General features: G+C 49.8%; 14 protein-coding genes. 6 read left to right on the top strand and 8 right to left on the bottom strand.

Annotated features, from left to right (window positions below; genetic code table 11):
* Nucleotides 1-125: 125 nt before the first annotated feature.
* Both recN and nadK read right to left on the bottom strand, forming a co-directional pair.
* Nucleotides 126-1787: a DNA repair protein RecN gene (recN, locus tag C1192_RS22430; RefSeq protein WP_038355751.1), complete on the bottom strand. Its 1662-nt coding sequence runs from the start codon at nt 1785-1787 to the stop codon at nt 126-128.
* 85 nt (nt 1788-1872) lie between these two features.
* A complete protein-coding gene (gene nadK, locus C1192_RS22435) occupies nt 1873-2751 on the bottom strand; it encodes an NAD(+) kinase (RefSeq protein ID WP_001059172.1) in 879 nt (292 codons plus the stop codon).
* A 122-nt stretch (nt 2752-2873) separates the two neighbouring features.
* Here nadK and grpE point away from each other — a divergent pair, with 122 nt between their 5' ends.
* Nucleotides 2874-3467: a nucleotide exchange factor GrpE gene (gene grpE / locus C1192_RS22445; RefSeq protein ID WP_001366580.1), complete on the top strand. Its 594-nt coding sequence runs from the start codon at nt 2874-2876 to the stop codon at nt 3465-3467.
* Between the two features lie 54 nt (nt 3468-3521).
* On the opposite strand, the gene C1192_RS22450 is transcribed toward grpE, so the two are convergent.
* Both C1192_RS22450 and C1192_RS22455 read right to left on the bottom strand, forming a co-directional pair.
* Nucleotides 3522-4808, bottom strand: a complete 1287-nt coding sequence (locus C1192_RS22450; RefSeq protein WP_010723175.1) for an HlyC/CorC family transporter — start codon at nt 4806-4808, stop codon at nt 3522-3524.
* A 19-nt stretch (nt 4809-4827) separates the two neighbouring features.
* On the bottom strand, nt 4828-5619 hold the full coding sequence (locus tag C1192_RS22455; protein ID WP_010376639.1) for a cytochrome C assembly family protein: 792 nt from the start codon (nt 5617-5619) through the stop codon (nt 4828-4830).
* Nucleotides 5620-5785: 166 nt separating this feature from the next.
* Between C1192_RS22455 and ffh the strand changes: the two genes are divergently transcribed.
* From ffh to rplS, 5 genes are all read left to right on the top strand, one after another.
* The gene (ffh, locus tag C1192_RS22460) at nt 5786-7147 is read left to right on the top strand and encodes a signal recognition particle protein (protein ID WP_000460036.1); all 1362 of its coding nucleotides are present in this window, start codon (nt 5786-5788) and stop codon (nt 7145-7147) included.
* Nucleotides 7148-7283: 136 nt separating this feature from the next.
* Nucleotides 7284-7532, top strand: a complete 249-nt coding sequence (rpsP, locus tag C1192_RS22465; RefSeq protein WP_001371138.1) for a 30S ribosomal protein S16 — start codon at nt 7284-7286, stop codon at nt 7530-7532.
* 18 nt (nt 7533-7550) lie between these two features.
* On the top strand, nt 7551-8099 hold the full coding sequence (rimM, locus tag C1192_RS22470; RefSeq protein WP_000043335.1) for a ribosome maturation factor RimM: 549 nt from the start codon (nt 7551-7553) through the stop codon (nt 8097-8099).
* A 30-nt stretch (nt 8100-8129) separates the two neighbouring features.
* Nucleotides 8130-8897 carry a tRNA (guanosine(37)-N1)-methyltransferase TrmD gene (gene trmD, locus C1192_RS22475; RefSeq protein ID WP_000264785.1) on the top strand — a complete coding sequence of 256 codons (768 nt, stop codon included), beginning with the start codon at nt 8130-8132 and terminating at the stop codon, nt 8895-8897.
* 41 nt (nt 8898-8938) lie between these two features.
* Nucleotides 8939-9286 carry a 50S ribosomal protein L19 gene (gene rplS, locus C1192_RS22480; protein ID WP_000065253.1) on the top strand — a complete coding sequence of 116 codons (348 nt, stop codon included), beginning with the start codon at nt 8939-8941 and terminating at the stop codon, nt 9284-9286.
* 76 nt (nt 9287-9362) lie between these two features.
* Here rplS and C1192_RS22485 read toward each other — a convergent pair whose 3' ends face one another.
* The 4 genes from C1192_RS22485 to C1192_RS22500 all read right to left on the bottom strand — a co-directional run bounded on the left by C1192_RS22485 (nt 9363) and on the right by C1192_RS22500 (nt 12113).
* Nucleotides 9363-9845 carry an OmpA family protein gene (locus C1192_RS22485; RefSeq protein ID WP_000595358.1) on the bottom strand — a complete coding sequence of 161 codons (483 nt, stop codon included), beginning with the start codon at nt 9843-9845 and terminating at the stop codon, nt 9363-9365.
* 15 nt (nt 9846-9860) lie between these two features.
* Nucleotides 9861-11087: a diguanylate cyclase DgcN/YfiN gene (dgcN, locus tag C1192_RS22490; protein WP_072274834.1), complete on the bottom strand. Its 1227-nt coding sequence runs from the start codon at nt 11085-11087 to the stop codon at nt 9861-9863.
* Nucleotides 11077-11595, bottom strand: a complete 519-nt coding sequence (gene yfiR / locus C1192_RS22495; protein WP_038355750.1) for a regulatory sequestration protein YfiR — start codon at nt 11593-11595, stop codon at nt 11077-11079. Before yfiR ends, dgcN begins: the two co-directional genes overlap by 11 nt.
* Nucleotides 11596-11747: 152 nt before the next feature.
* Complete coding sequence (locus C1192_RS22500) at nt 11748-12113, bottom strand: DUF2799 domain-containing protein (RefSeq protein ID WP_000976009.1); 366 nt, start codon at nt 12111-12113, stop codon at nt 11748-11750.
* Nucleotides 12114-12151 lie beyond the last annotated feature (38 nt).

Here is a 12151-nt window from a genome sequence, read left to right on the forward strand (position 1 = left end):
CCGAGCAGTACGTGGCTCATCTGTAATATGCCGATGATAATAGACCTTTCGTCACTTTAAAACCTTTTGCTGTCGGGTCTTACGGCGTTTTGCTGTCTACTCTGACCGTGAAGCAGTAAAAAAGTTTACGCCGCAAGCAGTTCTTTCGCGTTCGCCAGGGTGTTGCGGGTAACTTCGCTACCACCAAGTAAGCGCGCCAACTCCTGTAACCGCGCCTTTTTATCCAGTGATTGCATATGTGTTTCTGTCATCGCGCCATCTGTTTTTTTGCTGACAAAATAGTGTTGATGACCGCATCCTGCGACTTGTGGCAGGTGGGTAACACACATTACCTGGGTTGATTCGCCAAGCTGACGTAGCAGTTTGCCGACGACTGCTGCAGTCGGGCCGCTGATCCCCACATCCACTTCATCGAAAATGAGCGCTGGCGTTTCCATTTTACGCGCTGTAATAACCTGAATCGCCAGAGCGATACGCGACAATTCACCACCGGATGCGACTTTGGCGATAGGCTGCATTGGCTGACCAGGGTTGGTGGTAACCCGAAACTCAATGCGGTCGGCACCGTCAGCGCTCAGGTGATGCTCATCAAATTTCACATCAATCGTAAATTGCCCATGCGGCATGGAGAGTGTGTGCATACTGTCGGTGATCAGGTGCGCAAGTTCTGCTGAATAGTGCTGGCGTTGTTGGTGTAACGCGCGTGCCGTTTCCAGCGCCTGCTGATGGTGTTTAGTTACGGCCAGCGCGAGAGTTTCTTGTGAGTCGGCCTGATCGTCGAGTTGCTGTTGTTCTTCCAGCAGTGATTGATAATATTGCGGCAATGCTTCCGGGCTGACGTGGTGTTTACGTGCCAGTGAAATCTGTTTTGAGATACGTTGTTCAAGTTCGAACAACCGGTTAGGGTCGAGATCCAGACGATCGCAGTAGTGGCGTAATTCGTCACTGGCTTCAGCTATCTGGATTGTGGCCTCTTCCAGCATATCAAGTACACCGGACAGTTTGCTGTCCATACCAATCAGTTCGCTAACCAATTGTTTTGCTGTATAAAGCTGACTTTGCAGGTTTGCATCTTCGCCGTCGGCCATTAATGCCAGTGCATTCTGGCTTGTAGTCAGCAATTGACCGCTGTTAGCCAGACGCTTGTACTCTTCGTCGATTTGTTCAAACTCACCGGGCTGCGGATTAAATTCGTTCAGTTCTTTTAACTGATATTGCAGCAGTTCCGCGCGAGCGGCGCGTTCCTGACTTAACTGTTGATGATGCGCCAGGTCGCGGCAGCTTTGATGCCACAACTGATAACGAGCGGTCATTTCCTGGAGCAGAGAAGTTTCATTGGCGTAGCCATCAAGCAGGAATTTTTGGTGCTCGGCTTTGGTGAGTAACTGATGAGCATGCTGACCGTGGATCTGGATGAGCAACTGACCCAGTTCGCGCAGTTGTGACAGAGGAACGGCCGTGCCGTTGATGAAACCACGGGAGCGGCCATCGCTACTGATCACGCGACGAAGCAGGCATTCGCGGCCATCTTCCAGTTGGTTTTCTTCCAGCCAGCGCAGAGCCGCTGGCGTATCTTTAAGAGAAAAACGAGCGCACAGGTCTGCGCGAGCAGCGCCGGTACGCACCATGTCGGCTTCAGCGCGACCACCGAGACAAAGGCCGAGCGCATCTATTGCAATAGATTTGCCTGCGCCGGTCTCACCGGTTATTACGGTCATACCGCTGTGAAAATCAATCTCAAGCTCACGAACAATAGCAAAGTTGCTGATGGTCAGTTGTGCCAACATAGTCGTTTTCCTGTATGAAAAACCATTACTGTTATTGTGTACAGTATAAACTGGTTTTATATACAGTAAAGAGGCTGGTGTAAAATTAAAATAATTTTTTTGACCAGCCGAGCTTAGTGCTTAATGTATTGAAATAGCTGTAATCTTTTGGATGAATCAGATTCAGATGGTAATCACAACGACGAATCAGGACATCTTCACCTTCCTGAATCGGTAGCGCTATCTGGCTGTCGCAGCTAATTTCCAGATCGCTACGGCGGTGCGAAAAGCGCAGGCGAATTGTGCTGCTGCTGTTAATGACCAGCGGGCGCGCCGAGAGTGTATGCGGGAACATTGGCACCAGGGTAATTGCATCCAGTGATGGTGTCAGAATCGGGCCGCCCGCCGAGAGGGAATAGGCGGTAGAACCTGTAGGCGTAGAAATAATCAGTCCATCGGAGCGCTGAGAAAACGCAAAGATCTCGTCGATATACACTTCGAACTCAATCATATGCGCTACTTTACCTGGGTGAAGCACTACTTCGTTAATCGCTGTGCTGATGCGCTTCTGGCAATCTTGCTGGCAGACTTGTGCTTCCAGCAAAAAACGTTTTTCGCTGATGTAGTGGCCTTCCAGCACATCGGCTAACTGTTGTTGGGCGTTATCGGGGTCAAGGTCAGTCAGGAAACCTAGGTTGCCACGGTTGATGCCAATGACTTTAATGTCGTAGCGGGCGAGCGTGCGCGCCGCGCCCAACATATTACCGTCGCCACCAACAACTACCGCGAGATCAGCCAGTTGTCCAATCTCCGCGAGTGTGCCAGTTTTCACATTCTTCAGTTGCAGTTCGTGAGCGATTTGCTGCTCAACGATGACCTCGTAACCTTTTGTGCACAACCAGCGGTAGAGCATTTCATGTGTTGTCAGTGCAGTAGGGTGCCGTGGGTGTCCCACAATGCCAATACACTTGAAATGATTATTCATTTTTCCGAGGTCCTTGTTGTGAAGATTGATGACAATGTGAGCGCTTCCCTTGAAACCCTGAAACTGATCCCCATAATAAGCCAAGTTAGCGAGATGAATGCGAAAAAAACGCGGAGAAATTCATGAGTAGTAAAGAACAGAAAACGCCTGAGGGGCAAGCCCCGGAAGAAATTATCATGGATCAGCACGAAGAGATTGAGGCAGTTGAGCCAGAAGCTTCTGCTGAGCAGGTGGATCCGCGCGATGAAAAAATTGCGAATCTCGAAGCTCAGCTGGCTGAAGCCCAGACCCGTGAACGGGACGGTATTTTGCGCGTAAAAGCGGAAATGGAAAACCTGCGTCGTCGTACTGAACTGGATATCGAAAAAGCGCATAAATTTGCGCTGGAGAAATTCATCAACGAATTGCTGCCGGTGATTGATAGTCTGGATCGTGCGCTGGAAGTGGCTGATAAAGCTAACCCGGATATGTCTGCGATGGTTGAAGGTATTGAGCTGACGCTGAAGTCGATGCTGGATGTAGTACGTAAATTTGGCGTTGATGTCATTGCCGAAACGAACGTACCGCTGGATCCAAACGTGCATCAGGCCATCGCAATGGTGGAATCTGATGACGTTGCGCCGGGTAACGTACTGGGCATCATGCAGAAGGGTTATACGCTGAACGGTCGTACGATTCGTGCGGCGATGGTTACTGTCGCGAAAGCGAAAGCTTAATTTCTGCCTTCGTAATGAGTTACGGCCCTGCATATGAATGCCGGGCCGTTTTCGTTACTCCGCCACGCTTTCACGTAGCGGTTTTACAGGAAAAACTTTTACCTGCTTAATCATATTGTCCTGAACGTCGAGGATATCGATATCGTACTCGCCAATACGCACGCGGGTGCCTGCGACAGGGATCTCTTCCAGCGCCTCCAGAATAACGCCATTAACCGTGCGGGCATCATCTTCCGGTAGATGCCAGTTAAAGGCTTTGTTAATTTCTCGCACGTTGGCGGTGCCATCGATAATCACCGAACCGTCGTTTTGCGGTGTGACCTCTTCGGCAAGCGTTGGTGACATCGACGTGGTGAAATCACCGACAATCTCTTCAAGAATATCTTCAACTGTGACCAGCCCCTGAATATCTCCGTATTCGTTGACGACCAGACCAACTTTCTTTTTATTGCGTTGAAATTTAACTAATTGTGTACTGAGCGGCGTGCCTTCCGGAACAAAATAAATTTCGTCCGCAGCGCGCAGCATGGTTTCTTTAGTGAACTCTTTTTTCTCCGACATCAGCCGCCAGGCTTCACGTACTCGCAGCATACTAATGGCGTCGTCCAGAGAGTCGCGGTACAGCACGATGCGCCCGTGAGGAGAGTGGGAGAGTTGACGGAGAATCGATTTCCAGTCGTCGTTGATATCGATGCCGATGATTTCACTGCGCGGCACCATGATGTCATCAACGGTCATTTTTTCCAGATCGAGCACCGATAGCAGCATATCCTGATTGCGGCGGGAAATTTGTGAGCGTGATTCGTGCACAATGGTGCGCAACTCCTCTTTGCTTAAAGAGCCGCTGACTACGATATCGGTTTTGATACCCATCATACGCATCAGCATACGGGTGATGGCGTTCAGTAGCCAGACCAGTGGCATCATCAAAATTTGCAGCGGAGCCAGCAGAAAACTACTCGGATAGGCGACTTTTTCCGGGTACAGCGCGGCAATGGTTTTCGGCAATACTTCGGCAAAAACCAGCACCACGAAGGTCAGCACGCCGGTCGCAATCGCCACGCCTGCATCACCGTACAAGCGCATTCCGACAATGGTGCCCAGTGCGGAAGCGAGAATATTGACCAGGTTATTGCCGATTAACACCAGGCTTATCAGGCGGTCGGGTTTGCGCAGTAATTTTTCGACCCGTTTAGCCGAGCGATTACCCTGCTTCGCCATATGTCGCAGGCGATAGCGGTTGAGTGTCATCATTCCGGTTTCGGAGCCGGAAAAATAGGCTGAAATGACCACCATGATGATCAAAATTATGATCAACGTGGTAGTAGAGATATGTTCCAGGGGAAGCTCCTTTTCTGGTTTAGCTGATTAACTGCTGGACAATTCGGCTGCCAAAATAGGCCAGTGTCAGAATGACTGCGCCGGCGACGTTAAACCAGACAACGCGGCGTCCACGCCATCCTTCATGATAATGCCCCCACAGCAGCACAATATAGACAAACCACGCCACAATAGAGAGCACGGCCTTGTCGATATTTTCCATGCTAAATAAGTTGTGCATGTAGAACAGGCCTGTACAGAGAGTGAGCGTCAATAGCACCACACCAATTTGCGTGATGTGGAACATTTTACGTTCAATACTCATCAGCGGAGGCATTTCCTGATTAAACGCCAACTTCTTGTTCTTCAGTTGGTAATCAATCCATGCCAGTTGCAGCGCGTACAGGGCAGCGATAATCAGTGTGGCGTAGGAAAAGAGCGATAAGCCAATGTGCATCAGCATCCCGGGTGTTGCTTCCAGGTGGGTGATGTATTCATTGGGCATGAAGGTCGCCAGCGCTAGGTTGATGAGCGCAAAGGCGTAAACAATCGGCAGCAGCAGCCAGCCACGGTTACGTGAGGCCACAATGGTCATCACCGTACAGATCATCAGGCTGACCAACGAACCGACATTCAACAGGCTAAGGTTTTGTCCGCTATCACCGCCGGGCAGTATGCGGGCTTCAAGAGCAATAGCGTGGCAAACCAGCGCGATGACCGCAGAAATAATAGCCATTCGCCGCCAGCCGCCGTTTTTTTGCAGCAGACCGGGAATAATCAGTGCGAGACTGACAGAGTAGGCGACGAGCGCGAGCAGAGCAAAAACGGGCATAGTAATGTCGACAGTTTGAGCAATGAGAAAGAAAAGCAGTATAGCGTCAGGTGAACGCGGCTCCAACCGTTGCATAACAACAAAGACGCCTTCATGTTATACTGCGGCAAAATACTGATGATGTGTCGCGATTGCGGCCAACCGTTTCCACCCCAGGCGAGAGACAATGTTTGATAATTTAACCGATCGTTTGTCGCGCACGCTGCGCAATATCAGTGGCCGTGGACGCCTTACTGAAGACAACGTTAAAGATACGCTGCGCGAAGTGCGCATGGCGCTGCTGGAGGCGGACGTCGCTCTGCCGGTAGTGCGTGAGTTTATCAATCGCGTAAAAGAGAAAGCGGTTGGTCATGAAGTTAACAAGAGCCTGACGCCGGGGCAGGAGTTCGTCAAAATCGTCCGTAACGAACTGGTTGCGGCGATGGGCGAAGAGAACCAGACCCTGAATCTGGCTGCGCAGCCGCCTGCGGTGGTGCTGATGGCGGGCCTGCAAGGTGCCGGTAAAACAACCAGCGTTGGTAAACTCGGTAAGTTCCTGCGCGAGAAGCACAAAAAGAAAGTGCTGGTGGTTTCTGCCGACGTTTATCGTCCGGCGGCAATCAAACAGCTTGAGACGCTGGCCGAACAGGTAGGCGTCGATTTCTTCCCTTCAGATGTTGGTCAGAAGCCGGTCGATATCGTTAATGCGGCGCTGAAAGAAGCCAAACTGAAATTCTACGACGTGTTGCTGGTGGATACTGCCGGTCGTTTGCACGTTGATGAAGCGATGATGGACGAGATCAAACAAGTCCATGCTTCGATTAACCCGGTTGAAACCTTGTTTGTGGTTGACGCCATGACCGGTCAGGATGCCGCCAATACGGCAAAAGCGTTCAATGAAGCGTTACCGCTTACCGGCGTAGTGTTGACCAAAGTAGACGGCGATGCCCGCGGCGGTGCGGCGCTCTCGATTCGTCACATCACTGGCAAACCGATCAAATTCCTCGGTGTTGGTGAGAAAACAGAGGCGCTGGAACCGTTCCATCCGGATCGCATCGCTTCCCGTATTCTCGGTATGGGCGATGTTCTGTCGCTGATCGAAGATATCGAAAGCAAAGTTGACCGCGCGCAGGCTGAGAAATTAGCCAGCAAGCTGAAAAAAGGCGACGGCTTCGATCTCAACGATTTCCTTGAACAGTTGCGCCAGATGAAAAACATGGGCGGCATGGCCAGCCTGATGGGCAAACTGCCGGGTATGGGGCAGATCCCGGAGAACGTGAAGTCGCAGATGGACGATAAAGTGCTGGTGCGTATGGAAGCCATCATCAACTCGATGACGCTGAAAGAGCGCGCTAAGCCAGAAATCATCAAAGGTTCGCGTAAACGTCGTATCGCTGCCGGTTGCGGTATGCAGGTACAGGATGTTAACCGTCTTCTGAAGCAGTTCGACGACATGCAGCGCATGATGAAGAAGATGAAGAAGGGCGGAATGGCGAAGATGATGAGAAGCATGAAAGGGATGATGCCGCCGGGATTTCCTGGTCGCTAAATAACCTTATGCGACAGAGTTATTAACTGTTGATTGCATTTTCTCCAGAAATCAGTAAAATTTTCGGGCTTTTAATATGACACCGGACTCCGTTCCTCGATGGGGTCCGGTTGTTTTATTCACACAAGAGGATGTTATGGTAACTATTCGTTTAGCACGTCACGGCGCTAAAAAGCGTCCGTTCTACCAGGTTGTTGTCGCTGACAGCCGTAATGCACGCAACGGTCGCTTCATTGAGCGCGTTGGTTTCTTCAACCCAATCGCTAGCGAAAAAGAAGAAGGCGCCCGCCTGGATCTGGATCGCATTGCTCACTGGGTTGGCCAGGGCGCAACTATTTCTGATCGCGTTGCTGCGCTGATCAAAGAAGTAAACAAAGCAGCTTAATCTGTCACGGTGGTCATGATGAGCAAACAACTCACCGCGCAAGCACCTGTTGATCCCATCGTTTTGGGAAAAATGGGTTCGTCTTACGGTATTCGTGGGTGGCTCAGAGTGTTTTCTTCCACCGAAGACGCCGAAAGCATTTTTGACTATCAGCCCTGGTTTATCCAGAAGGCGGGTCAGTGGCAGCAAGTCCAGTTGGAAAGCTGGAAGCACCACAATCAGGACATGATCATCAAGCTGAAAGGCGTTGACGATCGTGATGCGGCGAACCTGCTGACGAATTGTGAAATTGTCGTAGATTCTTCGCAGTTGCCTCAGCTTGAAGAGGGGGACTACTACTGGAAAGACCTGATGGGCTGCCAGGTAGTGACCACTGAAGGCTACGATCTCGGTAAAGTCGTCGACATGATGGAAACCGGATCTAATGACGTTCTCGTCATTAAGGCAAACCTGAAAGATGCGTTTGGTATCAAGGAACGTCTCGTACCGTTCCTCGATGGGCAGGTTATCAAGAAAGTCGATCTCACTACTCGTTCAATCGAAGTAGATTGGGATCCTGGTTTTTAAACCACCGGATAAACGGTAAAAGACGGCGCTATGTGGATTGGCATAATTAGCCTGTTTCCTGAAATGTTCCGCGCAATTACCGATTACGGGGTAACTGGCCGGGCAGTTAAAAATGGCCTGCTGAGCATCCAGAGCTGGAGTCCTCGTGACTTCACGCATGACCGGCACCGTACCGTGGACGATCGTCCTTACGGCGGCGGACCGGGGATGTTAATGATGGTGCAACCTTTACGGGATGCCATTCATGCAGCAAAAAGCGCGGCGGGTGAAGGCGCTAAGGTGATCTATCTGTCACCGCAGGGGCGCAAGCTTGATCAAGCAGGCGTCAGCGAACTGGCAACGAATCAAAAATTGATTCTGGTGTGCGGTCGCTACGAAGGTATAGATGAGCGCGTGATCCAAACCGAAATTGACGAAGAATGGTCAATCGGGGATTACGTTCTGAGTGGTGGTGAGTTACCAGCAATGACGTTGATTGACTCTGTCTCCCGGTTTATTCCGGGGGTACTGGGACATGAAGCCTCAGCAACGGAAGATTCCTTTGCTGAAGGATTGCTGGATTGCCCGCACTATACGCGGCCTGAGGTGTTAGAAGGGATGGAAGTTCCGTCAGTGTTACTGTCGGGCAACCATGCCGAGATACGTCGCTGGCGTTTGAAACAGTCGCTGGGCCGTACCTGGCTTAGAAGACCTGAACTTCTGGAAAACCTGGCTCTGACTGAAGAGCAAGCAAGGTTGCTGGCGGAGTTCAAAACCGAACACGCGCAACAGCAACATAAACATGATGGGATGGCGTAAGCCCCCGAGATATCAGTTTACCCAGGATAAGAGATTAAATTATGAGCAACATTATTAAGCAACTTGAACAAGAGCAGATGAAGCAGGACGTACCTTCCTTCCGTCCGGGTGATACCGTGGAAGTGAAAGTATGGGTTGTTGAAGGTTCCAAAAAACGTCTGCAGGCATTCGAGGGCGTGGTTATCGCTATTCGTAACCGCGGTCTGCACTCTGCATTCACTGTTCGTAAAATTTCCAACGGCGAAGGCGTTGAGCGTGTCTTCCAGACTCACTCTCCGGTAGTTGACAGCATTTCTGTCAAACGTCGTGGTGCTGTTCGTAAAGCTAAACTGTACTACCTGCGTGAGCGTACTGGTAAGGCTGCTCGTATCAAAGAGCGTCTTAACTAAGATTTCGCTTAAGCGACATCCTGTTAAGAAGGGCTGGCCAATTGGCTGGCCCTTTTTTTATCTACTGAAATTGAGTTTAAGGCGCACTTATCACCACAGCGACGCGGCGGTTCTCGGCCCGACCCTGAGATGTCTGGTTGCTGGCGATGGGGTATTTTTTCCCTAAGCCTTGAGTAGAGAGATTGCTGCGAGGAATTTGCCCACCTTCAGCCCAGGCATCTGCGACGACATTCGCTCTCTTCAGTGATAAGGCTTCATTGTAGCTATCTTCACCGTAGTTATCGGTATGACCATCCATACGGGCATGTGTTAGCCCGGTAGAAGCCAGTTTCGCCGCCATGGTTTGGATCTGTTGCTGACTTTCCGGAAGTAGTTTGTAGTCATTTTTAGCAAACAGAATCGTGTCTGATAAGCCAAGTGACCAGTCACCGGCGGATTCAGTAAAACCATAAGACTGCATAGCAGCGACTTGCTCTGGGGTAAACTTGCCTTGTGGAGCCTGGCAACCTGCCAGTATCAGAGAAGAGAAAACCAGAGGTGCTACCAGTTGCTTTATCATGTAGATATTTCCTTGTTATTTCACCCGCGTTTCGGCGCGCTGGTGCTTGGCCTGATACATATTACGATCGGCCAGCTCTTGTAATTTTTCGGCAGAATCGTGTTCACGAGTCAGGGCGTATCCAATACTTAAGGTCATGCTGGCCTGATGACCGTTATGGAGATTGAATGGGCGATGAAAGGTTTGTGTGAGATCTGCACAGATGCGCTGCACTTCATATTCTGACAGTACGCCAGACAGAACCATGGCGAACTCGTCGCCTCCTATGCGGTATGACTGATGTCGTTTTCCGCTAAATTCCATTAACCGTATGGCTATCTCGATCAAGACCTGATCGCCCGTCGCGTGCCCCCATGTGTCATTGATATATTTGAAATTATCGCCATCAAGAAAAAGTAAAGCTGAGGTTTCTCGAGCAGCAGAATCATTCATTAACGTATTGATGCAGTTGCGGAATGCAGCGCGGTTCGCCAGCCCGGTTAATGGGTCATGTAGCGCGGTACGTAGAAGCTGGGCATTTTTTGCCTGCAAACGGAGCTGCCACTCTTCCATTTCATCCAGCAAGCTATTGAAGTCGAGAGCAAAGCGGTGAAATTCTGCGATTCGTTCTTCCGAAACACGGCGGGAAAAATTGCGGTTGGAGCGCACATCATGAACGACGTCAGTGATGTTTTTTAGCGCTTCCACCAGTCCATTATGCAAATGGCGGGTAAGGGTGATTGCAATGCCTGATGCCAGCAGAATGCAGCCCGTCAGAACAGCCAGCGATAACCAGATAAAATGACTGATTGAGTTGTCGCGAGCAGTTAACTGTACTTCGCCAATGATTTTGCCATTATGGCGAATCGGCTGAATGACGGGAGCGGGGAAGAGCCAGTGGCTAATGAAATTACTGAATGTCTCGCCCGGAGCCTTACTGGTGTAATGCCAGGATGCCAGAATGTTTTGCTGGTTATCTCGCACTTCTGCGGTTGAAAATTGGCCCTGCTGACCCAGCGCGGCTAACGTTTCTGTGGCTGCCGGACCATCGGCAAAAACGACAGCAGCTTCCAGACTGTAAGTCATTGTCGCTGCGGTGAGTGCCAGGTTTTTTTGCGCGTATTGTTTCAGGGTCAGCACCGATGTCACGGAAAGCAGCAGCCAGATCAGCGTCATAGTGATAAATACGCTGGTCATGCTGATATTGCGTAATGCTCTTTTAAACGTGGGGCGCTTATTAAGAGAATTATCGTTACCCATCATTTTTCTTCCGTGCGAGCATTAAGACATCCGGGTTGACCTTTACACCACTACGCGATAAGGCATCCAGGTTTACGGCAAATCTGACATTATTATTGTTGATGATCAGGCAAAAGGCGCTGCCAATAATGCACTCGGTATTTTGTTCGGCTATTAATAATAACGCCTTAGACGGATATTCATCGATTAATTCTATCTGGAATGTCGGTGACTCGTTGCCAAAATAAAAGCCATCGCAGCTTGAAATCAGTGCCTCTTGTTTAGAGTTAATGATGATGGGGATATAAGGCAAAGAAGTTGCGTTGTTCTCTTGTAGGGCTGCGCTAAAACGTGAAGATGAAAAAATACATAGCCTTGGTGGGCCAGTCAATGCAGGCCAGCGAGTGTAGCTGACGATACCGGAAACCATCAAACGTACATTTTTTGTAACGTCAGAAGCACCCTGAGCGAGTAATGGCGATCCTGCCAGGAGAAAGAGCAGTAGTAAGATCGGTCGGTGAGAAAAGCGCATTCAGGGATCCTCACCACCGTTGCTCGAAACGCATCGAAAATTTTCTTTAGGATGCTCATTAAAATATCATTATTTTATGCACTCGTCATCAAAACGAGAATTAAACTTCAAATAAGTTAAATCTTATGATTAATTTATTGATGAGGTTTAAATTAATTCAATCGTATCGTGCTGGCATTTTCATCGGCTCCTTTTTGCCATACTTCATGCAGTTGACTGGCATTTTCCACGGTGTCACAACTGGCGGGAAAGCTTTTACCAGATAGCCCTCTGGCGTAAGTAAAATCAGGCTGGCAGGTTTTCTTTTGTCCTTCGGCATATCCTTTAAGGTATACCACCCGATCTGTTGGTGAATCGTTAAATGTATCGTCGTCTTTTATGGCAACGCCTGATATAGCATCTTCCATACCAACGTCATACCAGTCGGTACTGGTCAAGGTTGGCGCGTGAGTATAAGGATCAATCTGGCAACCGCTAATCACTAAGGCCAACAGGGGACCGATAAATTTTTTCATCATTTTTTCTCCTTTTTCAAAGCATAGCGGATTGTTTTTGA

Source organism: Escherichia marmotae, from assembly GCF_002900365.1.
Taxonomy (GTDB): domain Bacteria; phylum Pseudomonadota; class Gammaproteobacteria; order Enterobacterales; family Enterobacteriaceae; genus Escherichia; species Escherichia marmotae.

What these genes read in the sequence shown, in the direction of transcription:
- recN (WP_038355751.1), bottom strand. Translation starts at nt 1,787, where the DNA reads ATGTTGGCACAACTGACCATCAGCAACTTTGCTATTGTTCGTGAGCTT.
- nadK (WP_001059172.1), bottom strand. Translation starts at nt 2,751, where the DNA reads ATGAATAATCATTTCAAGTGTATTGGCATTGTGGGACACCCACGGCAC.
- grpE (WP_001366580.1), top strand. Translation starts at nt 2,874, where the DNA reads ATGAGTAGTAAAGAACAGAAAACGCCTGAGGGGCAAGCCCCGGAAGAA.
- C1192_RS22455 (WP_010376639.1), bottom strand. Translation starts at nt 5,619, where the DNA reads ATGCCCGTTTTTGCTCTGCTCGCGCTCGTCGCCTACTCTGTCAGTCTC.
- ffh (WP_000460036.1), top strand. Translation starts at nt 5,786, where the DNA reads ATGTTTGATAATTTAACCGATCGTTTGTCGCGCACGCTGCGCAATATC.
- rpsP (WP_001371138.1), top strand. Translation starts at nt 7,284, where the DNA reads ATGGTAACTATTCGTTTAGCACGTCACGGCGCTAAAAAGCGTCCGTTC.
- rimM (WP_000043335.1), top strand. Translation starts at nt 7,551, where the DNA reads ATGAGCAAACAACTCACCGCGCAAGCACCTGTTGATCCCATCGTTTTG.
- trmD (WP_000264785.1), top strand. Translation starts at nt 8,130, where the DNA reads ATGTGGATTGGCATAATTAGCCTGTTTCCTGAAATGTTCCGCGCAATT.
- rplS (WP_000065253.1), top strand. Translation starts at nt 8,939, where the DNA reads ATGAGCAACATTATTAAGCAACTTGAACAAGAGCAGATGAAGCAGGAC.
- C1192_RS22485 (WP_000595358.1), bottom strand. Translation starts at nt 9,845, where the DNA reads ATGATAAAGCAACTGGTAGCACCTCTGGTTTTCTCTTCTCTGATACTG.
- dgcN (WP_072274834.1), bottom strand. Translation starts at nt 11,087, where the DNA reads ATGATGGGTAACGATAATTCTCTTAATAAGCGCCCCACGTTTAAAAGA.
- yfiR (WP_038355750.1), bottom strand. Translation starts at nt 11,595, where the DNA reads ATGCGCTTTTCTCACCGACCGATCTTACTACTGCTCTTTCTCCTGGCA.
- C1192_RS22500 (WP_000976009.1), bottom strand. Translation starts at nt 12,113, where the DNA reads ATGATGAAAAAATTTATCGGTCCCCTGTTGGCCTTAGTGATTAGCGGT.